Below are 25,586 nucleotides of genomic sequence, written 5' to 3' on the forward strand. Positions count from 1 at the left end.
TAATTTTGGCCGGGCACTCGAAAAACCCGGTTTTTTCAGTGAACTCAAGATTGCGCAGATTTCGCGGATAAAAGAAAAAATCCGTGTGACTATACAGGTCATCTGCCCAGATTGGACCAATTTGCTCTGGTTAAATCCTATTAATGTCTACAAAATTGGTCCAATCTTTCGGAGACGTGAATAGTTACAAATCCGTGTGATCTTTGACGCGGAACCTTTTGGGTTGTGGCTTGTCCACGTTAGGACTGGCGCTGAAATAAAACGCGAATTGCAGCGCCAGTTTGATCTCCGCTCCTCAGGTTCCCGGCACTCAGTCAGAATCAAATGAACCAGGAGCGCTTTCGGCTTCAATGATCTGTTTGATCTCTTGGTGTAATGCCGGCACTTTATTCACCACAACGTCCCACACAATGTCGTAATCTACGCCGAAGTAGCCATGTACCAACCGATCACGCATGCCGGCCATCGCTCGCCAGGCCAAATGACCATACTTCTGTTTCAGATCGTCTGGAGCCTGTTTTGTCGCTTCACCAATGATTTCGATACTACAAGGATATGCTGCAAGTATTCAATCGCCGAACGGGACATACTCCACTTCATCCATAATCCGGGGACCGATGTAGGGACTGAGGGACTCCGGTGTAACCAGTTCCACTCGTCGCCCAAATATCTTCTCTAGCAGAAACGCAACGTTGATAAAGTTGTCAAACGTCTTACGTCCGCGCTCAAACTCCACCAGTATATCTACATCGCTATCACCGGTCTGTTTTTCACAAACAAATGAACCAAACAGGCCCAATCTTCTTACGCCTAACCCTTGAAGGGTGAGACAGTATTCTTGAATAAGGGAAAAGACGTCCTCTTTCGTATGCACAGTCATCCCGACACCTGACTCGTAATCTGACGCAGTGACCAACTGGACACTGGCGTTTTTGGCGTGGCGGCTTCAGCCGACCCACATATGGCGTTTGATGCGGCTAAAGCCGCGACTCTGGTCACCATATGTGGATTTCGCCACACTCCAGTCAATCTATTTTCCCCGGAATTCTCAATTTTCCATCCTGGCCTATGACACCTCTGACTGATTGCCGCACTGCTCACGCTCCTTTACAGTAAAAGGCAACCTCGCTCCCCCATGTTCGGGCAAATGCCAGTTTGATTGTAGTCGTTTTCAGAAGACGGGTCAATCACGAAGGGAGACGCCAGATCATGGACTGGAAGTGGTGGTCCTCTACGTCTTCCAGTTGGATGGCGCGGAAGGAAACGAGGTCGAAAAAGGGGCTGACGGCCTGCTGGATTTGCGCGTCGAGGTAGAAGGAGAAGTACCGTCGCGGTTCGCGCGGATCGTCAGGCCAGACGCCTTCGTGTTCCTTGCCACCATAGGCGCCGAAGAAAAAGAGGCCGCCGGGTCGCAGGACGCGCTGTATCTGCGCTAAAACCTGGGGCAGGTCCGCTTTGGGGACGTGCAGCAGGCAGTTGAGGGCGTAGACGGCGTCGAAGGTGGCGGGGGGAAAGTCGAGGTGGTAGAAGTCCATGATGTGCGCGGTGAGGTTTTTATGCCGGCATAACGCCACCATCTCCGCCGACAAATCCGTACAAACCACCTCCAGCCCCTGCCGCTGAAAAAACAACCCATCCCGGCCCGGTCCCGCGCCAATCTCCAAGAGCCGCCGCATTCCCTCCGCCCGCAACAGCGCCAGAAAACGCCCCCTTTCCGCCGCCTTCCAGTCCGCAATCCCCCGCCCGTCCCGCTCCGCCGCCGTCTGGTCATAATACAGTTGCAAATTCCGCTTCACGTGGTCATCAAACATAGAAGTTCAACTCCTGCGCAGAAGTTGAACTTCTGGCGAAAGGTAATTGACGGATGGTCATTAACGTCTCACGGCCAGGAAAACGGGCAATCCGGTACGAAAGAGGTCACTCCGCTACACCCAAAGTGAAACGAAGTTCGACCTCCCAGGCCTCGCCGGGAGCCAGGGAAAGGGGCCAGTGGGTGAGGATGCTGGTTCCCTGGTAATTGGCCTCATAGCCGGCCTCGGAGTTGGTGACGCTCTCAAATGGGAAGAACCAGACGGATGCCGGCAGCGACAGACTAAGGTCCACGCGGCTGCGCACGGTAATAATGTCGCTGACGAGGGAGAAGGCGGTGATGTCGCTGGCCGTTCCCGATTGGCCCGGATAGCGGCGCGCGCCTGCCTCGTCTTCCAATCCCAGGAAATAGGTGAGCGGATCCTGCCCCCCTTCCAGACCCCAGTTGTTTTCCACGCCGAAGCGACAGTGCAGCGGCCCGTCGCCCTCGTTGCGCAGGTGATAGCGCACGCGCAGGGTGTGACCATCCACCTCCAGGCGCACCGCTTTGCGCAGGGCGACCGGGATATTGTTCACGCGCCCCTGGCGAGTCAGCACAGCCGTGAGACCGTCGGCGTCCCCTTGTACGTCCACGGCGTAGGGATTCTGGAGGTAGTCGCCCCATTCGCGGGCACGCGCGGCGGCAAAATCAGGCAAAGCGGCATCCGGCGGGAGGAAATGGTCTTGCAGTGCGCCACGCCGATACCCATCGTAGAACAGTTTTCGCTCCAGCCCCAGTTCCTTCACCAGCACGCCGCGCTCATGCACGTTGGTGAGCGCTTCGCCATTGGCCGGTTTGAGGTGGATGCGGCCTTCGGCGGCGGCGGCGCGGATTTCGTCATGATACCATTCGGGGTAGCGGGAAATGGTGTTGAGCAAGTTGTAGGGCGCGTCGCGCCAGTCCCATTCGACGAGCGCGCCGCCGTGGAGCAGATCGAAGCAAAGCCATTGGCGTTCGTTGGTGAGGATGAGTTCGTCCGCGCCATCCCGGTTGAAGTCCGTTTTCACCCAGTGGACCCAGCCGGAGCCGTAGGCTTCCTTGTCCGCCAGGGTTTCGGCGGTGATCAGGTTGCGGTAGTTGATGCCGCGGATGTGGAAGAGGTAGATGCCGCCAAAAAGGCCGTGCCAGTAGCCGCAGTTGCACTGGGCGGCCCAGAGGGCTTCCAGGGCGCGTTCTTTCGCTTTGCCTGGGGGCATGGCGTTGACTTTGTGGCTGACCCAGAGGGCTTTTTTGTGCATCTGGTTGACTTCGGCGTATTTTGCCATGAAGCCGCGCCAGAGGCCGCCCTTGAGGAAGCGGAGGATGTCGTCCCGTCCGGCTGCCTGGAGTTCGTGTTTGACGCGGGTGATGCCGGCACTCATCTCCGCCGGCAGCGCCCATTCCGTCATCTCATCATACGAAGCCGCCGTCATGTACACCGCCCCCAGCGCCGACCGGGTCGCGGCAAACTCCCCCGGCGGAATCGTCTCCAACCAGTCGCCGTTTTCCTCCAGGGCGGCAAAGAAATCATCGACCCACCCATTGGTCCAGCAGTGGGCATACGTGCCCGGCCAGAGGCCAAACTTCTCCCCGTCGTCACCCATCACGGCAACTCTGGCGCTGTTGCGGTAGAGGTCGGGCAAGATGTCGCTGTCGGCGACGTGGCGCAGCCAGGTGATCACCTCCGACACGGGCGACCAGGGAACGGTGTAGCGCAGGTGTTTGGCGCTGGCGAACACTTTCAGGGGATGCCCCTGCTCCTCGGTGACGTAGTAGCCGAACATTTCGTCGTCGGTTTTGCCGGCATATCGCAAATGCGTATCGTCCACAATAATAAACTGCACCCCCGCCTCATGCAGCGGCTTCGGCAGGTGGGGTTCCCACACCCGCTCCGCCAGCCACGCCCCCGTCGCCTCGTAACCAAAATGCTCCTGCACCGCGTCCGTCAACTTGCGCAACTGGTTATGCTTATCATTGTCCGGCAGCGACACCAGGATCGGCTCATAGTAACCACCCGTCATCATCTCCACCTGCCCCGCCGCCGCCAGCGCCGCCAGCCGCGCCACGTATTCCGGGTGGGCTTGCAACAGCCAATCCAACAGCGGCCCGGTATTATGCACCGCCAGGCGCACGCCCGGATGCCGTTCCAGCGCCTCCAGCATGGGCAAATAGGCTTTTTGGTAGGCCTCTTCAAATACCCAATCGAAGTTGCCGACGGGTTGGTGATTGTGCAAGGCCAGAGCCAGGTAAAGTTTTGTCATGGCGTTCTCCGTTTAATATGAGACTGGACTCTGGCGTTTTTGGCGTGGAGGCTTCAACCGGTCCACATAGGGGAGTTGACCCGGCTAAAGCCTCGACTCCGATCATCCTATATGGAATTCGCCAAACTCCAGTCTGAGTCTACGACGTGTCAGAGCAGTTGGCCGTTATTTAGCCAGCCACTCGAATAGCTGCTGGTAGCTGCGAGCGAAGCGGTCCCAGGAAAAGTCGGTGTTCATGCCGTTGGCCTGGATATATCCCCAGCTCTCTTTGTCGCGGTAGTAGACGTACATGGCCCGCTGCATGGCGTGCCACAGGGCGTAGCTGTCCATGGGGTAGAAGAGGAAGCCGGTGTGCCCTTCGCTGACGGTGTCCACCAGGCCGCCGGTGGCGCGCACGACGGGGACGCTGCCGTAGCGCATGGCGATCATCTGCCCCAGGCCGCACGGTTCAAAACGAGAGGGCATGAGGAACATGTCGCTGCCGGCATAAATCTGAGGCGCCAACCCCGCATTATACGCCAACACCGCCGTCATGTGTTCTTTGTGATAATGCGCCAGATTACGGAACATATCCTCATATTCCGCCGCGCCCGTGCCCAAAACCACGAACTGCGCTTCGCCCGCCATGCCGTTGAGCAGCAAATGCAGCGCGTGCCCTAAAATATCCAACCCCTTCTGGAAGTCGAGGCGGGAGACCATCGCCAGCAGCGGCACATCGTCCCGCTGCGGCAGCCCCATGAACTGCTGCAAAGCGCGCTTGTTTTGCGCTTTCGCCGCCAGATTTTGCGCGTCGTAATGGAACTTGATGCGATCGTCCGTGGCCGGGTCCCACACATCCGTGTCGATGCCGTTGAGGATGCCGTGCAAATCTTGCTGGCGGTGACGCAGCAGGCCATCCAAGTGCGCCCCCCCGTCGGGCGTCATGATCTCGCGCGCGTAGGAGGGGCTGACGGTGTTGATCATGGTGGCGTGGAAGATGCCGCGCGCCATGAAGTTGACTTCGCCATAACGCTCCTCGAGCAGGGAGTGGGTCTGGATGCCCAGGTAGTCGAAGATGTTCCAACTGGTGAGGCCCTGGTGCGCCAGGTTATGGATGGTGAAGAGGGAAGGGATGCCGCGGAAGAATTCGTAGACCTGCCCGGAGGTTGCCAGCCAGGTGATGGCCGGGGCAGCGTGCCAGTCGTGGGCGTGCAACACGTCGGGCCGCCAACCGAGGACGGCGGCCAGGTCGAGGGCGGCGCGGCTGAAAAAGGCGAAGCGGTAGGGGTCGTCCCAGTAGCCGTAGATGTTGGGCCGATTGTAGAGGTTGCGTTCGGCGATGAAGTAGACGGGCACGTCGCTGCCGGGGAGGACGCTCTCGAAGACGCCGGCGCGCACGGAACCGCTGCCGGTGGGCACATCCAGGATGATGTCCGTGCCCTGGACGCCGGGATAACCTGCTTCGATTTTGGCGTATGCCGGCATCACCACCCGCACATCATGCCCCATCTTCCGCAACGCCTTGGGCAGCGCCCCGGCCACGTCTCCCAATCCCCCCGTTTTGGCAAACGGAGCCACCTCCGCGCTAAGAAACAAAATCTTCAGTGAACGATCCATCATGGCACCTTCTTTTACGGCAAGAGCAAACTGCGCGAGACCAAATGGTTGACTCTACTGAAAAAAGGCCAAAAACCGGGTTTTTACACATGAACCACTCTGGTAATTTCGGCCGGACACTCGAAAAACCCGGTTTTTTCAGTGAACTCAATGGTTCGCTATGATAAACCCAATTGTGCCCGATCCGCGACCAAAAACCAACATCAACTACCTGCCGACAACCGGCAACCGGCAACGACTGCCACGCCTTTTCACGCCAGGGCTGAATCGTGTACAATCTAAGTGGAGATTCCTATGTCATTACGTCGCATGTTGCCCTTTATCCTGATCAACGTCATTGTTTCCGCCGCCGTGATCCTGGCGATCCTGTTCTGGTGGGAGCAGAGACACCCGGCGGTGGAACCGGCAGCCGCCAGCACGCCCGCCGCCGCCGCGACCACGGTTTTTGTGCCGGCATTGCCGGCGGAAGTCAACAACGCACCACCGGAAGAAGCCACCCCCGCGCCGGAAACCAATGAAGGCCCACCCGTCTACGTCGTGCAGTCCGGCGACACGCTGGGCAAAATCGCCACCGAATTCGACGTACCCGTGGCGGACATCATGGCCGCCAATGGTCTGGACAACCCGAACGTCATCAACGCGGGTCAGTCGCTGATCATCCCCGTCGGCGGCCTGACGACGCCCACGGCCCCGCCGCCCACCGCCGCGCCTACCCAGGCCGCGCTGCCCACGGTCACGGCGGCGTTTGTGCAGGGAGACGTTAACGTGGAGATCGTGGCCGTGATTGGTGTGGGCAGTCTCACGGATGAGGCCGTTTTTATTCGCAACAGCGGCAGCCAGACGGTGGCGCTACAGGGCTGGACGCTCTCCGATCCGGTGGGGCGCGTTTATACGTTTGATCAGGTCACGCTTTTTGGCGGCAGTGATGAGTTAAATGCCGGCATCAGCGTCCACACCGAAGCAGGACAAGACAATTCCACCGACCTGTATTGGGGGCTGGAACAAGCAATCTGGCACATTGGTGACACCATAACCCTGCGCAACCCGGCAGGCGTCCTGCAAGCGGAATACACCATTCCGGCCCCCTGAAAGTAGTTGAAGCAGAAACCCCAAAGGTGCGACGCACCTGTAATCGACATTGCGGGGCAAGCGCGTCGCACCTGCCACTGTGAGCAATGGAGGTTGTCATGCGTGCACTTATCGATCCCCGGGGCGAAGCATTCGCTTATTTACGCGGAAACACCCTGTACACCCTCGAAGGCGAGCCGACCGGACGCATCGAAGGGAAATTCGTGCTAGACCTGGGAGGCAAGCCCATCTGGCGCATCGCGGGTGATGGCGTCTATACCATCTCCGGCGACCGTCATATCGGCTACTTCGGCAGCGAAATGCCCGAAGAGTACGACTATTAACCGCACGGCCCAAAAAACCCGATTTTTGACAGAATCGGGTTTTTTCCGAATCGACAATCAGGATTGCGCGGAGTCTTGTGTCATCCGCGAGCAGGCGGTGTTGCCAATACCGCCAACTGTCAACTTTTTTCAGGCGCGTGTAACTACTAAGCCAGATTGGACCAATTTGCTCTGGTGAAAATCGCCATTGAAAGCGTGAAATTGGTCCAATCTCCAGAGAGCGTTAGTAGTTACAGGCGCGTTAGAAAGCCGCCCGACGAGGTCTTTTCATAAGGAGGAAAAACCGATGAAGCATTGGCGTATTTTAGTTGGCGTATTCGGGGCAATGGTGTTGCTCCTTGTGGCCTTGACAACCACATTTGCTCAATCTTTCGCCGAAAAAATCAACGGAGCGGGAGGATTTGCCCTCATCTACACGCCTGGACAGGGCATTGGCATCGCCACCAACCTGTACAGCGATGGGACCAATTTTGGCGTTGGCACATCAAGCCCCACCGCCAATCTCCATGTGTTGAATAGCGCCTCAGATGTGCGCCTGCTGCTCCAAAGCAGCGGTCCCCCTCTCAGCGGGTCAGCTCAATACGTTGCCGATGCGGCCGCGGGCCAACCAGCCGGTCTCATTCTGCGCGAAGGGGGTACGAGCCATTGGAACATCTACAACCAAACCCAGGGCGATCTGCGGATTTTTAGCTATCAGTTTGGCAATGGGGCCGACGTCTTTTCCATTAAACCGGCAGGCAATGTGGGCATCGGCACCACAAACCCGCTTTCCCGGTTGGCCGTTAGCGGACTCCCAAATTCGGCCCCAGATGGCTCTGGTTTCGGCGGCCTATTGTGCATCACCAACAACGGCAACATCTTCCGCTGCGGCGCGACGCGAGAAGTGGAAGCGATGCAGCAAACAATGCTGGATATGGAAGCGCGCATTGAGGCGTTAGAGGCTGCGTTGCTACCGGAATCCGAATAATCCCGTAGCCAGCAAAGCCCGATTTTTGACAAAAATCGGGCTTTTGACAAGACAAGAGGAGTTCTTCATGCGATTAGGCGCACACATGAGTACGGCAGGGGGCGCGTACAGGGCGTTTGCCCGCGGCGATGAGGCCGGCTGCGATACCATGCTCATCTTCACCAAAAGCAACCGCCAGTGGAAGGCGAAACCGATCACGGAGGCGGACGTCGCCGCTTTCCGGGAGGCGCAAGCCACGTACAGCCACATCGACCCCGTGGCCGTCCACGCCAGCTACCTGATCAACGTGGCCTCCCCGGACCCGGCCCTGTGGGAAAAATCGTATCAGGCGCTCAAGGACGAGGTGGAGCGGGCGGATGCGTTTGGCCTGTCGTTCCTCACCTTCCATCCCGGCTCTTTCGTCAACGGTGACGAGCAATCCGGGCTGGACGCCATCGCGCGGGCGCTGACGCGGCTGCTGCAAGAGACGGAACAGTGCCAGACCACCATCTGCCTGGAGACAATGGCCGGGCAGGGAACCAATTTGGGTGCGAGCTTTGCGCAGTTGGCTTACCTGCTGGCGGAAAGCGGCCCGCATCCGCGCCTGGGCGTCTGCTTCGACACTTGCCACGTTTTTGCCGCCGGCTACGACATCCGCACCCCGGAAACCTACGCGCAAACGATGACGGCGTTTGACCACGCCATTGGCCTGGAGCAAATCCGGTGCTTCCATTTCAACGACAGCCAGCATGGGCTGGGCGAGAACAAAGACCGGCACGCGCATATCGGCCAGGGGCAGATTGGTCTTGCCGGCTTCGCCAATTTCGTCAACGATCCGCGCTGGGCCAACCATGCCGCGCACCTGGAAACGAAGCCCACGGAGAAGGATGAGGAAGGGCGGGAGATTGACATGAATCAGGTGAACCTGGCTACGCTGCGCGGACTTATCACGCTCTCGGATTAGTCGCTATGACATCCCTGGTGGACAGATACGGGCCGTGGGCGCTGGTGACGGGGGCGTCGGCGGGGTTGGGGGCGGAGTTTGCGCGCCAGTTGGCGGCGCATGGCCTGAATCTGGTGCTGGTGGCGCGGCGCAAGGAGCGGCTCTACGATTTGGGATATGCGCTACAGGAGGCGCATGGCGTGGAGGCGGTGGCGGTGGGGCTGGACCTGTCGCGGGAGGATTTCTGGCCGACGCTGGCGCGGGCGACCGAGGGGCTGGAGGTTAACCTGCTGGTGAATAATGCGGGGTTCAGCCTGACGGGTGCGCTGACGGAACTGCCGTTGGAACGACAGATTGAGATGCTGCACCTGAACTGCCGCGCGCCGCTGATTTTGAGCCATGCGTATGGGGGCTTGATGCGGGAGCGGGGACGCGGGGGGATTGTGTTTATGTCGTCGATTGTGGGGTTTGTGCCGACGCCGAACTGGACGAATTATGCCGGCACAAAAGCCTACAATCTCTTCCTCGGTGAAGGGATGGCGGCGGAGATGCGGCGGCACGGCGTGGACGTCCTGGTGGTTGCCCCCGGTCATACGCGCACGGAGTTTCATGAAAATGCCGGCATTGGCCCCCTCCTCCCCATGGAACCCGCCGCCGTCGTCCGCGAAACCCTGAACAACCTCGGCCAGACCCACCTCATCATCCCCGGCAGCGCCAACCGCCTCCTCGTCTTCCTCCCCCGCTTCCTCCCCCGTCGCCTCAACGCCCGCGTCTCCGGCCTCATCGTCAAAGGACTTCAAGGATTGGTTCCATGAGCAACAGCACCCGCCTCTCCGATCTGCGCAACATCGGCCAGCAAACCGAACGCTGGCTCCACGCCATCGGCATCCACAACCTCTCCCAACTGGAGGCCGTCGGCCCCGTCGCCGCCTACCGCCAACTCCAGGACCTGGGCTACAACGTCAGCCTCAACCTCGTCTACGCCCTCCAGGGCGCCATCATCAACGCCCCCTGGAACGAACTACCCCCCGCCTTGCGCGAGCAACTGCGCGCCGAAGTATCCGCGCTGGCCCGACACGCGCCCGGTGATGCCCCCCTCTTCATCGTCGATGGACACCTGGACATCGCCTACAACAGCCTCAAGTTCAACCGCGACTTCCGCCACACCGTGGCCGAACTGCGGCAGCAAGAAGCGGATGCCCCCTCCCCCAATGGTATCGCCACCATCTCCCTGCCCGACCTGATACAGGGTGGCGTGGGGCTGGCCCTCGCCAGCATCTTCGTCATGCCCCTGAAGTCCCCCATGAAGTTTGTCTACCACGAGCCGACCACCTATGAAGATGGGCGCGACGCCCACCGCAAAGGCATGGCGCAGTTGGATTACTATCACCGCCTGGCGGACGAAATCGAAGCGGTGCGCCTGGTCACGGACCGGGCGGCGCTGCAAGAAGTGGTCGCCAGCCACCAACCGGGCCAGACGCCGCTGCTAGGCATTGTGCCGGCAATGGAAGGAGCAGACCCCATCCGCGAACCGGAGGAACTGGAGCAGTGGATTGCGCGCGGCGTGCGCAGCATTGGCCTCGCCTGGGATGATACGCGCTACGCGGCGGGTGCGTGGCGCGATCAGGGCGGCATTACGCCGGATGGGTATCGCCTGATGGAGATGATGGCTGACTATGGGCTGCTGCTGGACATCACCCACCTCAGCGAAATCGCCAGCCTGGAAGCGTTGGACCGCTACCAGGGAACCGTCGTAGCGACCCACTGCAACGCCCGCGCCCTGGTTCCCGGTCCGCGCCAGCTCAGCGATCAACAGATTCGGCTCATTGGCGAGCGGGATGGCCTGATGGGGGTGGTGTTGTACAACGTGTTCCTGCGCGCCGGCTACCGGAAGGGAGACCCCAAGGCGCAGGTGACGCTGGATCATGTGGTGGCGCATATTGACCACATCTGCCAGGTTTTGGGAGACGCAGCGCATGTGGGCATTGGCAGCGACATGGATGGCGGCTTTGGCGCGGGGGATATTCCCACGGGTCTGGATTCGGCGGCGGACCTGCCCAATCTGGCGGCGGCGCTGCGGCAAAAAGGGTATCGGGAGGGGGATGTTGCCGGCATTATGGGCGGCAACTGGCTCAATCTGCTCCAACGCAGCTTCAATCACTAACATCGCATCACCTTCCTGGAAGCTAACCTCATGCCTCGACTACGCCCCGGGCAACCCGCCCCCAACATCACCCTTTCCTTGCTGGATGGCCACCCGGCCCCCCTCGCCTCCTACTGGAGCAACAATCGCTCCTTGCTGCTCATCTTCCTGCGCCACCTGGCCTGACTGCCGTGCCGAGACCATGTGGCACAGGTTGTGTCCCACCACGCGCAAATTCAAGCAACGAACACCGATGTCGTCACCATCTCTTTTGGCACGCCCTACTGGGCCCACGTCTGGCTGCAAGAAACGCAATCCCCCTTCCCCTTCCTGGTGGACCCGGAGCGCGCGGCCTACCGCGCCTACGGTCTGGAAGCCTCCGTTTTTCGCTCCTGGAGTCCGGCCAACTTGTGGTACTATTCCAAAGCCGTGCTGCAACGGCGGGAAACATTCGGCAAACGCGGCGATCCGCACCAGCTAGGCGGCGATTTCATTATTGACGCGCGCGGCATCGTCCAACTGTCGCACCCCAGCCGCGACCCCACGGACCGCCCCTCCATGGCCCGGATTTTAGCGGTCCTCCAAAGGAATCTTCCCGGAAGCTCGGAGCTTGCGGGAAGGTAGCTGAACCACCTATGTACCAAACCATCATCCTGGCGGATGACGGCGGCGTTATCCACCGCTACCCAGACTTTGCCTCCCAATTCGTGGCCGCGCGGCATGTGGATGTCTGGCTACCGCCAAACTACGCGCCGACGAACGACGCCCGCTTGCCCGTCATCTACATGCACGACGGAAAAAACCTGTTCGACCCCACGATTGCCAACACCGGCGTTGATTGGGGCGTGGATGAGGCGGTCACACGCCTGACGCAGGCGGGCGTGATCGCCGGAGCCATTGTCGTGGGCGTCTGGCACAGCGACACACGCTGGCGCGACTACATGCCACAAAAACCGGTGGAACAGGCAGCAGCCGCTCTGCTGGCCCCCTTCATCGCCCAAAACGGCGGCCCGCCGCAATCAGACGCTTATCTCCGCTTCCTCGTCACGGAAGTGAAGCCCTTTATTGACGCCGCCTACCGCACCCGCCCCGGTCAACCGCATACCTTCATCATGGGTTCCAGCATGGGCGGTCTCGTCTCCCTCTATGCCCTCAGCGAGTACCCCCGAATTTTCGGCGGCGCGGGTTGTCTTTCCACCCATTGGCCCGCCGGCGGCGCGGCTCTGGTGACGCAAATGGCCGCCGCCGTGCCCGCGCCCGGTCAGCATCGGCTGTATTTTGACTATGGCACGGAGGGGCTGGACGCCAATTATGAGCCGTTTCAGCAGCAGATGGACGCGCGGCTGCGGCGGATGGGCTACCAGTTCGGCGAGGATTGGCTCACGCGCAAGTTCTCCGGCGCGGACCATTCGGAAACGGCCTGGCAGGCGCGGGTGGAGATTCCTCTGCGCTTCTTGCTCTCTGGAGATTGGACCAATTTCACGCGCTCAATGGCGATTTTCACCAGAGCAAATTGGTCCAATCTGGCTTAGTAGTTACCATAGTTGGAGTAAAGCAATATCATGACAATACCAGGTTATCAGACAATCATGCTTCCTCTCTTAAAGTTCGCGGCTGACGATCAAGAACACTCTCTACGCGAGGCGATTGATGCTTTGGCCGAAACGTATCAACTAACGGATGATGAAAGAAAGGAATTGTTGCCGAGTGGTCAACAAGCTACTTTTGATAATCGCGTTGGGTGGGCACGTACCTATCTTAAGAAAGCCGGGCTGCTGATTGCTACGCGGCGTGGTCATTTTCAGATCAGTGATCGTGGACACCAGGTCTTGGCGCAAAAGCCAACAGCCATCAATAACGCCTTTTTGAAACAGTTCGCCGAATTTGTGGCATTCCAACAACCTCAAAAGACGAAGTACGAGCAAAATTCAGAGGATTCTGAAAGCGAAATGCACACGCCTGAGGAAGAAATCGAGGCTGCTTATCAGAGAGTTCGGAGTGGGCTTGTGGTCGAGTTGCTACAAACGATCAAAAGCTGTTCACCCGCTTTTTTCGAGCGATTGGTTATCGACCTCCTCCTGAAAATGGGCTATGGGGGCACTCGAAGGGACGCAGGCGCGGCCATTGGCAAGAGCGGCGATGGCGGTATTGATGGAATCATCAAGGAAGATAGGCTTGGGTTGGATATTGTCTATATTCAAGCAAAACGATGGGATAACAACAATACAGTTGGCAGACCGGAAATACAAAAATTCGCCGGTGCTTTACAGGGACAACGTGCCCGGAAGGGCATTTTTATCACAACTTCTGACTTCACTTCTTCGGCCCGTGAATATACGTCAATTATCGACAGCAAAATTGTCTTGATTGATGGCGACACGTTGGCGCAGTTGATGATTGATTTCAACATTGGGGTAACGAGCATAGCTTCATATGAATTGAAGCGCGTTGACTCGGATTACTTCACTGAAGAGTAATTTCAAGGGACAAAATCAATGCACTTCAATGAAAAGGCCATCACCGATTTTTACACTTGTTTTGGGCGGCGGGATTATGCCGGCATGATCGCCCACTACGCCCCCCAAATCCACTTCACCGACCCCGTCTTTGACCTGCACGGCCCGCGCGCGGGCGGCATGTGGCACATGCTTTGCGAAAGCGGCCAGGATTTGCGCGTCACGTTCGCCAACGTGCAGGCGGACGAGCAACAGGGCCGCGCCCATTGGGAAGCGTGGTACACCTTCTCCACCACGGGCCGCGCGGTGCATAACGTTATTGAAGCCCGCTTCCAATTCGAGAACGGGCAAATTGTGCGCCACGTGGACAGTTTCAGCTTCTGGCGCTGGAGCCGTCAGGCGCTGGGGACAACGGGCTTGCTCCTCGGCTGGTCCCCCATCTTGCGCAACAAAGTACAATCCACCGCCAACCGCAACCTTGACCGCTTCCTGCAAGCGAGAGGTGAGTAGCGAGAGGCAAGCTCACTCGCAAACCGGCAAACCCGCCACCCGCAAACCCCTATCACCCGAACCGGTTCACGATCTCCAGGAGTTGGCGCGCGCGGAAGGGTTTTTGCAGATAGCCGTCTATGGCCACGCCCGCAAATGCGCGCATGGCCTGGCGTTGGCCGTAGGTGGAGCAAAGCACGAGGGTGAGGGCGGGATTGATGTCGCGCATTGCCGCGGAGATACTGTGGCTGCCAGGAAGGGCCTGATCAAGAAAAATAAGGGCGATGTCTTGCCAGTTGTCGCGGTAGTGGGCAATGCCGGCATCTCCACTCTCCGCCTCCAGCACTCTCCAATCCTCCAACGCCAGAATATCGCTGATCGCCTGGCGCACCGACACATCCGCATCAATCACCAGCACCGATTTTTCGCGGTAAGGCGGAGCCACCGCCTCCTGCTCAATGGGAGGGAAAAATAACGAAAATATCGTGCCCTTGCCCGGTTTACTCTCGACTTGCAACCCACCATGATGCCCGCGCACAATCCCCAGGACGGCCGCCAATCCTAACCCCCGCCCCGCGAATTTCGTCGTAAAAAACGGATCGAAAATACGCGAAATCGTCTCCCGCTCCATACCACAACCATTATCGGACACGCGCAAACACACATAGCGCCCCGCCGCCAGCGGTTCCCCCGTAAACTGCCACACCTCCACTTGATTAGCCCCAATCGTCTGCACACCCGTCGCCACTTCCACCCTCCCCGGTTCGTCGCCAATCGCCTCCGCCGCGTTAATAATCAGGTTCATCACCACCTGCTGCATCTGCCCCTTATCCGCCAAAATCATGGGTAACGATTCCGCGAACCGGGGACACATCTCCACGCCACGGGGCACGGCCACGGCCAGCAAGTGCAAATTCTCCTGAATGAGCGTGTTCAAATTCACGGGGACAACCTGGAACTTGCCCTGGCCGGAATAAGCCAGCAGTTGCCGTGTCAGGTCGGCTGCCCGTTCGGCGGCGGTCACGGCCTTTTGGATATGGGGGAAGGCAGGGCTGCCTTCCGGCAAACGGGCGCGTGCCAGAGCCGTCTGTCCCATCATGGCTACCAGGAGATTGTTAAAATCGTGTGCAATCCCGCCGGCCAACACGCCCAGGCTTTCCAACTTCTGCGCCTGCCGTAGCGCCTCTTCCGTACGCTTGCGCTCGCTGACATCAATCACCACCACCTGCACGGCAGGCTGATCCTGATACTCAATGACGTTAGGAAAGATGTGCAACCAGACCAGCGTGCCATCTTTCCGCACGGCCTGGAGTTCGTGGTGCGAAGGTTGCGATGTCCGCGCCAGTTGGTGGCGAATGCGCTCATAAAGGGGTTGCTGGGAGGTGGGAACCAGATTGTCGATTTCTGGGGGAGAAAGGGCGAGCATTTCTTCCACGCTGTAGCCAATGATTTTGGCCGCCGCGGGGTTCACGAAGACAAATCGTCGCCCCTGGTAGACGACCAGGCCTTGCAGAGACTGTTCTAATAGCATTTGATAGGAGGCTTCGATCCGCCGCCGCTGCGAAATATCGACGAGAAAACCATGCGACAATCCTTGACCGCGCTCTTTCTCTACGCTGACGACGTGATGAATCCAGACCACGCGCCCATCGGCGGCAATCATGCGATATTCCAGTTCGTAATGCAGCTTTTCGTCCGCCGCCTGCTGGTAATAGGAGACCGCCTTGTGCCTGTCGGCGGAGTGGAGATGACTAACCCAAAAATCAGGTTGATACCATTCTGCCTGCGGATAGCCCAGCAGGTCCACCGCCTGCGGTCCCACGTAGGTGAATTGAGACGTACCGAAGCGCGCTTCAAAGGGCACAACCCGCGTCGTCTCCACCAGTTGGCGGAAACGCATATTGCTTTCGTGCAGAGCCTCGTCGGACGACTTTCGCGCCAGGGCGCTGGTGAGAATGTCCGCGATGAGGCGAAACAGATCAAACAAGTCGTGGTCCCAGGCATTTTCGTGTGAATAGGAAACCAGCGTAAAATACCCCAGGAAATCCCCCGTAGCCGTGAGGGAAAAGGCGATGGCTGATTTGGCGCCTGATTCCAGTATCGTCTTGCGCTCGGCTACGGCATGAGCAGGAAGCGAGTTCACACTGGGCAGGTAGATGTGTCCGGTGCGGGAGAGATGCATTTTCAAGCGCAAACACTGCAATTGTGACATGGATTGGGGCTTGGACAGATCGGGACTGCTCCATTCATAGGCCAGGGCAAAGGTGTCGTCGGTATCCTCGACCAGCAGGTGAATGGCGGCCTGATCAACGTCGGCGAAGCGACAGGTTTCCGCGAGGGCCTCTTGAATTTTGGCGTCGATTTCGTTCGTGGGGCAGTTGATGAACTCCGTGGAGAGACGAGCGATAAAGAGCTGCATTTTCAAGCGGGTTTGCAGCAGGCGCTCCGTCCGTTTCTGGATGGATATGTCTCGATTGGTGGCGACGATGGCGACAGGTATGCCGGCATCATCCCAAACATACCGCAGCAACGCCTGAATGTGTACCCGCTGCCCATCCTTGCGCTGCTGAACGATCTCCCCCTGCCAGAAACCGTCTTGTAGGAATTGCGCCTCCACCATTTCCGGCGTCATGCCAATATACGCCGTGCGCAGCAGTCTGGGCAGCGAACGCCCAATCACCTCCTCCTCCCGCCAGCCATAAATCTCCCGCGCCGCACGATTCCAGCTCTGCACAACGTAATGCAAGTCCGTGGAAATGACCGCATCAGACACGTTTTGCAGCACCACCGCCTGATAGCGCACCTGTGCCTCCGCCTGCACGCGATCGGAAATATCGTGTACGATGGAAAATAGCAATGTGCGCTCCGCCATTGTAATGGGACTGGAATACACCTCCACGTTGCGCACCTCCCCGGAGGCCAGCCGATGCAAAAAGAGAAAATAGGCCCGCTCCTCGGCCTTCGCGCGCACCATTTCTTCTCGCACCTGCTCCGGCGGCAGCGTGTTGATGTCGGTGATGTGCATTTGCAGCAGATCATCCCGCGTGTAACCGTAAAAATCGCAAGCGGCGGGATTGGCGTCAACCAGCGCGCCCGTCTCCGGGTCAATCAGCAGCTTCACCGCCTGTGTTTTCTCAAACAGCGAGCGATAAATTATCTCGCTCTTGCGCAAAGCCTCCTCGGTCTTCTGCTGCTGCCGCAGTTGTTGCCGCACCTGGGCATAAGCCTGCGTCAGGTCCTGGCGCTGTCGCGCGTTTTGCAGCCCTAATAAGACGGCCCGTCGCAGTGTGCGCAGCCGCACCATATGCACAATTGTGGACAGCGCCAGAGCGATGCCCAAGGAAAAATGCAGGGACAGCCATGCGGGGTCGGGAACGCGACGGACCAACAAGTACCAGCCGGTCAGGACGATCAGGTCGAGGAGAAGCAGCCAGTGCGTGGAGACAAAAACGAATCCAACGGCCAGAATCACCAGCAACAGGTTGACGCTGGCTTGCGCGTTTTGCTGCCATACCACTTGCAACCAACTGGTGACCATGATAGCGGTGGCCACCAACGCGGCCAGGGCGTGTATCCGGGAGCGCGGCAGCCATTCTCGCCGCAGCAGGAGAGATACCAGTAGGCAGAAGAGGACAATGCCGGCATTTGCCTGCGCCACCCACATTCCCACCGGGGGAGGATAAATCAGTGAATAGGCGAGAGCGTAGAGGCCAAACAGAAGCGCCAGAATGGGGGTCAGGAAGGAAAGACTGTGATAGACGATGTTATCCAGCGCCGCGCCAAGTTCAGCATTCGTGCCGGCATCCCGCGGCGCCAAGCTGGACTTCGCCACGTCATCCACAGTCCATTCAGGTTCAAAAGGCTCGGAAACCATGCGCTTAACTCCACAATGGGGGAGAACCCGGGGAAGACAGGAACAACTTGAGAATCGATGGCACTCAGGGAAACGACTTCAGTCCGAATCTCAACCCTAATACTACTAGAGTCACAGAGAGAGGCAATGATACTAACTGGCTATCAGCCGGGCATATAGTCCCAATTCTACTCGTTGTCGTGCCAGGTTGCCGATTAAGCGCGGCGGAGCGACAATACGCGCCGGTTTTCTTTTTCATTCAGCCCGCTCAGGCGGACATGCCGCCCCGGCGGGCACGCACCCATCTCAGAGAGAATACGATGCCTTCCCACCCCCATGAGACTGATTTTCAATTCGACACGTTGACGGTTCATGCCGGCATTTCCCCCGATCCCCAAACCGGCGCCGTCATGACCCCCATCTACCAGACCAGCACCTACGCCCAGCCCGACGTCGCCCAGCACAAAGGGTACGAATCAGGATAGTCTGTCGATTTTCGTAAGCTCTCGTCGCCATTGACGATAATTCCGTGCCCACATGGATAACTACTTGCATTCTTCCATGGAATAGGCGTATTATTTCAGAAGATGTAACTACTAACGCTCTCTGGAGATTGGACCAATTTCCGGTGCTCAATGACCCTATTCACCGGAGAAAATTGGTCCAATCTGGCTTAGCAGTTACCAGAAGATAACATTTTACCGTCGCTGGAAGTAGCATACTGACGAAAATTAACAGATCGACAGCATACCCTGGGAAGAATGATCCGTAACTTCTCAATATTTCGGGGAAACCGCGGCCTGAGCTTGTCAGAGGCCATTGGTTTCGACAGGCTCAACCAACTTTGCCCCACTTTATTGAAAAGATACAATGATCCCATCAAAATAATTATGGAGCAGAGCCGAAATGACGCAGAAAACAAATAGCTTTGGAGAGTTACTTAGCCGGTGTCGACGCAACAGCACAGATCCAGTACGTGGGGGACCTTTAACGCAAGAGCGTCTGGCTGAATTACTAGAGAACACAACCGGGATCAAGTACTCATCCGTCACGATTAGCAACTGGGAACGAGATGATAGCCAAATCCATAAAGATGACCGACCACTTCTGGTAGGCTTATTGAAAGTGTTACATATGTGCGGCGGAGTGAAAACAAGAGAGTCGGCCGACCAACTGCTTCGGGCCGGAAACTATCGCCACCTGAACGGTCAAGAACTAACACAAATCGGCATGCCCCCCTCTTCTGAAGAAAGTGAAAAGGTCTACCCGGACAATACGCCTCCTCGAACCGGTGGCGAGACACACTATGACCTGCGCCAGGGGACGTTTTTTCAGGGTGATACCACGGCTCACGGAGATTTCATGTTGGGGGGGAAAACCTACATTTATGGAGATATGAAGGACTCCACCTTATATGCCGGCGAAGCGAACCTCTCCCAATCCACGGCAGACAGTTTGTCTTCTTACACCCAAGGCGTGGAACGATTGTTAGCGCAATTGGACCGAGGACAACCTCAGTATTCGGAAGTGCTGTCCTACCAACGACAATTAGCGGATAACATCCAACAGGCGCGCCTTTATGGAGATCCACAATCTATTCGTGTAGCGCGGACTGAAATCATAGCGAACCTTAATCGATTAAGCCTGGATACCTTGAACATGCCTTTCAATAAATTATGCGCGCCGGGCTGAACGGTTCTTGGACTGTTTCAGGTTAGCCACCAAATGAGTCTATTCACGACCACCTTCCCGGAAGTTGTTTTGATGCCGAAGAGTAACGGCCCAACCGCTCGTGGGTTGAGCTTGTCGAAACCCATATGGCCTTCGGCAAGCTCAGGCAACGGAGCAACAGATCAGGCAAGGGGATACGCCGTTACCTCGTCACTGGACACGGGCGTTTTTGTAGCGGAGGCTCCAGCCGGCCCACGTAGGGCGGTTTGACCCAACTAGAGCCGCGACCGCGGTCACTATATGTAGATTTTGCGTGACTATACAGGTCATCTGCCCAGATTGGACCAATTTGCTCTGGTCAAATCCTATTTGATGTTTACAAAATTGGTCCAATCTCTCGGAAACGTGAATAGTTGCGATTTCGCCAGACTCTAGCAAGTGACGCGATCAACAAGATGCTTTTGGCCTGAAATTGAGCTTCCGGGGTAACTACTAACGCTCTCTGGAGATTGGACCAATTTCACGCGTTCAATGGCGATTTTCACCAGAGCAAATTGGTCCAATCTGGCTTAGTAGTTACCTTCCGGGAAGGTTTGTGAGACCATATACCCTGGAGGCCAAATAGTTATCTGAATTATAATGTTTTGGCATATCTCCTGGAAATTGGACCAATTTCAGGCGCTCAATAGCCATTTTCACCAGAGAAAATTGATCCTATCTGGCTTATACATTAGTACGAAGACGCAACTACTGGCCTTCTCGTGGGGTGATGTCGAAGTCCATGTTGCCTGCGAAAGACTCAAGTAAATAATCGTTACGAGAGGATAAGGAAAATAGATGAGCATGTTATCTGATGATCCTATCGAAGAAGAAAATACGCCACCTGCCAATAATAGAGAACAGCCCCCGACATCTGAAGCATCTAATGATGACCAATCGGAACGTCCCAACTCAATTCCCGAACAACTAGATTTCACCCAACGAAAAGAAGAGTTCTCGCGGATTCTGCGCGAAATACTGCGGGGAACGCCGGTTGCTTCTGTGTATATTGACGCGCGCACTGGCCCCTTTTTTGACGGCGGAACGACGATTGGGGGAAGCATGATTGGCGGTGACGCCCATTATGACACAGGCAGCCCATTTACCATGGGCGACCATACGAAGAGGACGTTTCAAGACATTGATGCTATTGGGGTTGACCAAATTACCACACGCACACTAATAAAAATCAAAGCGGTCTATAAACCACCCTACCCCTACCAGCAGGCGCGACAGATCCTGGCCGAAAAACGTGTCCTGATTCTATACGGACAAACCAATTGGGGGAAATGGACCAGCGCCCTCCATTTACTGGCTGAGATTCAGGACAAGCCACTACTGGAAATCAACCCTAGCATCGAATTCAAGGCCTTGCAGACCTATCACTGGGCGCTTGGACGTGGGTATGTGATTGACACCTGGTCCCCCGAACAGGCGACGAAACTTACCCCCTTTGCCTTAAAACGACTGCACGCGCAATTACAACAACAGGGTAGTTACCTTGTCATCACGATTGACAATCGTGTCCAATTGCAGACTCCTACCACCGAGTTATATGCGGTGGCCTGGAATGAGATTCCCGCGCCTGACAAGATATTAGAGAAGCACTTGAATTGGTATGTATCCGACGGCAATCTGCGACAAACAGCGGCGGAGCTTGTTCAGCACCAAACCGTGACACAGTTGCTAAACAGTCATTTATTGCCCCGCGAGATAGATCACCTTGGCGCCCTGGTGAGCCAGGTTGTTCAGGGTTCCTTTAACCTGGAAGAAGCGGTAGCCCGCTTCGCCAGGCGTGTGCGCGCGCGCGTGGTGGAGTGGTTTGCAAGTCATCCTGATGTTGATGACAGGTTATTCATGATTAACCTGGCGGTGTTGAATGGCGCCGTTTCCAGCATGATTCGAGATGCTTATGAACGCTTGCAGGCAATAGCAATACCTGGGAAAGGGAAACAAACTGAGAATGTGGCTGACTCCCTTTTTGGCCGGAGCTTCAATGATCGCATAAGCATGGCTTGCGCTCATACAGTCGATGGTTATGAAAACAGTGAGTTTGGGCTTCACCCCGTCAAGCTCATTCTTTTTGACGACCCACAGTTTTCGCCGGCCATTCTAAAATACGTTTGGGAGAATTACGATGGTTTGCACGCCACATTGCTGAAGTGGCTGTACGAGCTAGGATCAAATGCCCCTTATGAAGTTCGTATCCGTGCCTCAGCGGCGGTGGGGGAATTGGCAAAATACGATTTTGGTCTGATTCGTCGTGATGTGTTGTTGTCATGGGCGAATCATAAAGATGGGCACGCCCGTCTATCCGCTGCTTTTGCTCTTGGTATCCCTGTCTGGGAAGGTACTTTTGCCCCGCAAGTATTGGGATTGCTTCATCATTGGAGTACGCTGCGTGATAACTGGAGGCTCTCTTGGACGGCGGCGGCGGCCTATGGCTGGCTGGTTGGACTTCGGTTTCCTGAGATCGCCTTGCAGGATATTCGCTTCATAGCGCAACGGGGAGATGTGCGGCTATTGGGAATTGTGAGTAGTAGCACGGCAGCCTTATTTGAAATGGGGCGACATTCCACCAATTACTACCTTAGGATTCTGACGACGTTACAAGAATGGGGCAAAGATAACAAGAACAAGGCTTTGTCCAGTACGGGGCTGTTCATCTTTCTGCATATTGCGTTGAACTCCACAATTGAAGCAAAGGAAGATGCCGGCAAATGGCCCACCCTACTCTGGTTAGCCGAAGAAAACGACAGCCATAATCGCTTGATTGTTGATTTGTGGCGGGACAGCCTGAATCATAAACCAACGCGCAAACTGGCCCTGAGCGCCTTTCGCGAGTGGTGCATATCGGCTGACAATGATGACCTTCTTTGTCAGGCTCTGGCGCGAATGATGGTATCGATTTTCCGACAAGGCAGTTTAAGGGAAAAAGAGCGACTCAAATTCTACCTGCAGCGCTGGAGCATGGACCCCGAAAAAAAGAGCTTATGCGCGGAAAAGTTATTGACGAGTATCAATCAACTTATGACAGATAGTTTCCACGAACGAGGTGAAAAGTAATGTCCAGTTATAAGCCGATATTATCCGAAGAAAATAGTCCCGGCTGGAATTTGTTCCAGTCGGTCCCGTCTCCAGAACCAGGTGTGGCGCTCGTCCTCTACCGTGAAGGGCACTCCTTGACGACGTTACTACCCGGTAGCCGGTTAACGGCCGGAGAAATTCGGTGGGGCAAGTACCGGAAGATTTACAGAGTAGATGTGAGTACCCATACTTTCAGTTTTAACACGACACTCCCGTGCCAGAGTGATGCTTTCAATTTCAATGCTTCTGCTCAGGTAACGTGTTCCGTCAATGATCCCGCTCTTATTGTAACGCATCGCGTTACAGACGCGGAGGCTGTCTTGACCGATCTGATCATCAAAACGATGCGAGATATTAGCCGCCAATTTGATGTTGAGCGAAGCAAAGACGCTGAACAAGCGATTGATAGAGTGCTTGAATCGCAAACGTATGACATTGGGATCGTCCTACATCGCGTTATTGTGAGGCTAACCCTTGAAGAAGATGCTCGGACCTATATTCGGCGACTGCGGCAATACGATCGGGACGCCGTTCTTGTGGAACGAGAAGCTCAACTACAGCAACAAAAAGATGAACTTGAGCAGAAGTACTTGAAATCAAAAATGAGTTTCTATGGGCCCCTTATTGAGCAGGGGCAATGGCAATTGCTCGCTCTCCAGTTGGCGAATAATCCGAACGATGTGCCGGCAATCATACAAATGATCGACAGCCAGCGCCAATTGGAAATGAAGCAGCAGTTGGAAGTGCTAAAGTTCATGCTGGAAGAAGATGTGTTGGATGGATTTCAGCTAGAAAGCGTGGGAAAACGCGCCCTACAAAAACTAGTGGATGGGTTGGGAGTCAACTTTTTACCGCTTTCTGATGGCACGGCGGGGAATAATAACGAAGACGCATCATCATAGGTATTCCATCATAAAGGTGTAGCCATGGCTAACGTATTACACGACATTTTGGCATTAATCTTTCTGGCCCCCATGCCGTGGCGGTTTGCCTTAATCGTAGGCGGAGCCTTCATGGTAATGGATTGGTTAGGACGCTCGTTGTTGCCACTGGTCTTGTTGCCGGAATTTTGGATGACAACCCAACTACGTCGCCTGGGACTAAAGCCACTGCCAGGCACCTATTTCTTTGGCGATTTGGTTGTATTCATCCTGAAGAATACACGCCGCTTGTCCATGTGGGTTTTCCTCTTTGTGATAGCGGGAGTCGTTATCTGGTACGCACGACCAAGTCTAGTTGACACGCCAATAGTCAATTATGTCGATCGCGCATTTAATTGGTGGTTGTCAGTCGAACGACTGATCGCGCCCCACTCATAAGCCAGTTTCCAGACACAACGCGAAAACATAGTCGCTTGTCGGAAAAAGAGGGACGGGACGCGGATTGGATACGGGTTTCGCGGATTTCCACGGCCAAAAGAGCCTGAATCCGCGTTTTCCCGCGTCAATCCGTGTCCTAAAGAAATGCAGACTGACTTCTCCAACAGCCCGCCAGCCCATAAGCAAGAACTGCTCCAGCACTCCCATCAATCCCAAACCTAAAAGCGGGGGCATTGCCTCTCTTCCGCCCGTTTTCATTCCAGGTTGCCGATTAAGCGCGGCGGAGCGACAATACGCGCCGGTTTTCTTTTTCATTCAGCCCGCTCAGGCGGACATGCCGCCCCGGCGGGCACGCACCCATCTCAGAGAGAATACGATGCCTTCCCACCCCCATGAGACTGATTTTCAATTCGACACGTTGACGGTTCATGCCGGCATTTCCCCCGATCCCCAAACCGGCGCCGTCATGACCCCCATCTACCAGACCAGCACCTACGCCCAGCCCGACGTCGCCCAGCACAAAGGGTACGAATACAGCCGCACCGACAACCCCACCCGCACCGTCCTGCACAACGCCATCGCCGCCCTGGAACAAGGCAAACACGCCCTCGCCTTCGCCTCCGGCATGGCCGCCATCGACACCCTCCTGCGCCTCGTCAATCCCGGCGAACACGTCCTCTCCGGCAACGACGTTTACGGCGGCACCTTCCGCCTGTTCGACAAAATCCTATCCCGCTACGGCATCGAATTCAGCTACGCGGACACCACGGACACCGCCGCCGTGGCCGCCGCGCTGCGCCCCAACACCCGCCTCGTCTGGTTGGAAACGCCCACCAACCCCATGCTGCGCATCAGTGACATCGCCGCGGTTGCCGGCATCGCCCACGCGCACGGGGCCTGGTTGGGTGTGGACAACACCTTCGCCTCCCCCGCCTTGCAGCGCCCCCTCACCCTGGGCGCGGATTTCGTCGTCCACAGCACCACCAAGTACATCGGCGGCCACTCCGACGTGGTCGGCGGCGTCCTCGTCCTCAACGACACCGCCCACTACGAACAACTCAAATTCCTGCAAAACGCCGTCGGCGCCGTGCCCGGCCCCATGGACTGCTTCCTTACCCTGCGCGGCATCAAGACGCTCGCCCTGCGCATGGCCCGCCACTGCGACAACGCCACCCAGATCGCCCAATTCCTGACAGACCACCCCGCCGTGGCCGAAGTCATCTATCCCGGCCTGGAAAGCCACCCACAGCATGACCTGGCACGGCGGCAAATGGCCGGTCCCGGCGGCATGATCTCCTTCATTCTGCACGGAGGTGAATCCGCCGCCCGTCTGCTGGCGCGCGAAACGCGGCTGTTCACGTTGGCGGAATCGCTCGGCGGCGTGGAGTCCTTGATTGAACTGCCCGCGCCGATGACGCACGCTTCCGTGGCGGATTCACCACTGGCGATTGATCCGGGGTTGGTGCGCGTAAGTGCCGGCATTGAAAACCCCCAGGACCTGATCAGCGACCTGGCCCAGGCCCTGCGCAAAATCGGCTGACCA

Annotated in this window: 22 protein-coding genes; 16 read left to right on the top strand and 6 right to left on the bottom strand. The window is 56.9% G+C overall.

Annotation, left to right across the window (positions count from 1 at the left end; genetic code table 11):
- Positions 1 to 310: 310 nt before the first annotated feature.
- The 5 genes from H6650_10355 to H6650_10375 all read right to left on the bottom strand — a co-directional run bounded on the left by H6650_10355 (position 311) and on the right by H6650_10375 (position 5,688).
- Positions 311 to 568, bottom strand: a complete 258-nt coding sequence (locus H6650_10355) for a DUF86 domain-containing protein (protein ID MCB8952403.1) — start codon at positions 566 to 568, stop codon at positions 311 to 313.
- Complete coding sequence (locus H6650_10360; GenBank protein ID MCB8952404.1) at positions 569 to 880, bottom strand: nucleotidyltransferase family protein; 312 nt, start codon at positions 878 to 880, stop codon at positions 569 to 571. It lies immediately after the preceding gene.
- Positions 881 to 1,187: 307 nt separating this feature from the next.
- Positions 1,188 to 1,811, bottom strand: coding sequence for a class I SAM-dependent methyltransferase (locus tag H6650_10365; protein ID MCB8952405.1), 624 nt, complete (start codon positions 1,809 to 1,811; stop codon positions 1,188 to 1,190).
- Positions 1,812 to 1,917: 106 nt separating this feature from the next.
- Positions 1,918 to 4,089: a DUF1926 domain-containing protein gene (locus H6650_10370; GenBank protein MCB8952406.1), complete on the bottom strand. Its 2,172-nt coding sequence runs from the start codon at positions 4,087 to 4,089 to the stop codon at positions 1,918 to 1,920.
- 165 nt (positions 4,090 to 4,254) lie between these two features.
- Positions 4,255 to 5,688, bottom strand: coding sequence for a glycogen synthase (locus tag H6650_10375; GenBank protein MCB8952407.1), 1,434 nt, complete (start codon positions 5,686 to 5,688; stop codon positions 4,255 to 4,257).
- A gap of 291 nt (positions 5,689 to 5,979) precedes the next feature.
- On the opposite strand from H6650_10375, the gene H6650_10380 reads away from it, so the two are divergent.
- From H6650_10380 to H6650_10425, 10 genes are all read left to right on the top strand, one after another.
- A complete protein-coding gene (locus H6650_10380) occupies positions 5,980 to 6,774 on the top strand; it encodes a LysM peptidoglycan-binding domain-containing protein (GenBank protein ID MCB8952408.1) in 795 nt (264 codons plus the stop codon).
- 98 nt (positions 6,775 to 6,872) lie between these two features.
- Entirely contained in the window at positions 6,873 to 7,097 is a 225-nt protein-coding gene (locus H6650_10385) for a hypothetical protein (protein MCB8952409.1), read from the top strand.
- Between the two features lie 286 nt (positions 7,098 to 7,383).
- Entirely contained in the window at positions 7,384 to 8,064 is a 681-nt protein-coding gene (locus H6650_10390) for a hypothetical protein (GenBank protein ID MCB8952410.1), read from the top strand.
- A gap of 67 nt (positions 8,065 to 8,131) precedes the next feature.
- Positions 8,132 to 9,007, top strand: coding sequence for a deoxyribonuclease IV (locus tag H6650_10395; protein MCB8952411.1), 876 nt, complete (start codon positions 8,132 to 8,134; stop codon positions 9,005 to 9,007).
- Between the two features lie 5 nt (positions 9,008 to 9,012).
- On the top strand, positions 9,013 to 9,801 hold the full coding sequence (locus H6650_10400; protein ID MCB8952412.1) for an SDR family oxidoreductase: 789 nt from the start codon (positions 9,013 to 9,015) through the stop codon (positions 9,799 to 9,801).
- Positions 9,798 to 11,150: a membrane dipeptidase gene (locus tag H6650_10405; GenBank protein ID MCB8952413.1), complete on the top strand. Its 1,353-nt coding sequence runs from the start codon at positions 9,798 to 9,800 to the stop codon at positions 11,148 to 11,150. The genes H6650_10400 and H6650_10405 overlap by 4 nt, the downstream gene beginning before the upstream one ends.
- Before the next feature lie 183 nt (positions 11,151 to 11,333).
- Complete coding sequence (locus tag H6650_10410; GenBank protein MCB8952414.1) at positions 11,334 to 11,753, top strand: redoxin domain-containing protein; 420 nt, start codon at positions 11,334 to 11,336, stop codon at positions 11,751 to 11,753.
- Between the two features lie 11 nt (positions 11,754 to 11,764).
- The gene (locus tag H6650_10415) at positions 11,765 to 12,661 is read left to right on the top strand and encodes an alpha/beta hydrolase (protein ID MCB8952415.1); all 897 of its coding nucleotides are present in this window, start codon (positions 11,765 to 11,767) and stop codon (positions 12,659 to 12,661) included.
- Positions 12,662 to 12,691: 30 nt separating this feature from the next.
- Entirely contained in the window at positions 12,692 to 13,606 is a 915-nt protein-coding gene (locus H6650_10420) for a restriction endonuclease (protein ID MCB8952416.1), read from the top strand.
- Between the two features lie 18 nt (positions 13,607 to 13,624).
- On the top strand, positions 13,625 to 14,095 hold the full coding sequence (locus tag H6650_10425) for a nuclear transport factor 2 family protein (protein MCB8952417.1): 471 nt from the start codon (positions 13,625 to 13,627) through the stop codon (positions 14,093 to 14,095).
- A 52-nt stretch (positions 14,096 to 14,147) separates the two neighbouring features.
- On the opposite strand, the gene H6650_10430 is transcribed toward H6650_10425, so the two are convergent.
- Positions 14,148 to 17,948, bottom strand: coding sequence for a PAS domain S-box protein (locus H6650_10430; GenBank protein ID MCB8952418.1), 3,801 nt, complete (start codon positions 17,946 to 17,948; stop codon positions 14,148 to 14,150).
- Positions 17,949 to 18,247: 299 nt separating this feature from the next.
- Between H6650_10430 and H6650_10435 the strand changes: the two genes are divergently transcribed.
- The 6 genes from H6650_10435 (at position 18,248) to H6650_10460 (ending at position 25,583) form a co-directional block, all read left to right on the top strand.
- On the top strand, positions 18,248 to 18,412 hold the full coding sequence (locus H6650_10435; protein MCB8952419.1) for a PLP-dependent transferase: 165 nt from the start codon (positions 18,248 to 18,250) through the stop codon (positions 18,410 to 18,412).
- Positions 18,413 to 18,833: 421 nt separating this feature from the next.
- A complete protein-coding gene (locus H6650_10440; protein MCB8952420.1) occupies positions 18,834 to 19,619 on the top strand; it encodes a hypothetical protein in 786 nt (261 codons plus the stop codon).
- 816 nt (positions 19,620 to 20,435) lie between these two features.
- A complete protein-coding gene (locus H6650_10445) occupies positions 20,436 to 22,703 on the top strand; it encodes a hypothetical protein (protein MCB8952421.1) in 2,268 nt (755 codons plus the stop codon).
- Positions 22,703 to 23,626, top strand: coding sequence for a hypothetical protein (locus H6650_10450; protein MCB8952422.1), 924 nt, complete (start codon positions 22,703 to 22,705; stop codon positions 23,624 to 23,626). The genes H6650_10445 and H6650_10450 overlap by 1 nt, the downstream gene beginning before the upstream one ends.
- Before the next feature lie 24 nt (positions 23,627 to 23,650).
- A complete protein-coding gene (locus H6650_10455) occupies positions 23,651 to 24,043 on the top strand; it encodes a hypothetical protein (protein MCB8952423.1) in 393 nt (130 codons plus the stop codon).
- A gap of 376 nt (positions 24,044 to 24,419) precedes the next feature.
- A complete protein-coding gene (locus H6650_10460) occupies positions 24,420 to 25,583 on the top strand; it encodes a cystathionine gamma-synthase (protein MCB8952424.1) in 1,164 nt (387 codons plus the stop codon).
- The last annotated feature ends 3 nt before the right edge of the window (positions 25,584 to 25,586 follow it).

Source organism: Ardenticatenales bacterium (genome assembly GCA_020634515.1).
Classification (GTDB): Bacteria; Chloroflexota; Anaerolineae; order Promineifilales; family Promineifilaceae; genus JAGVTM01.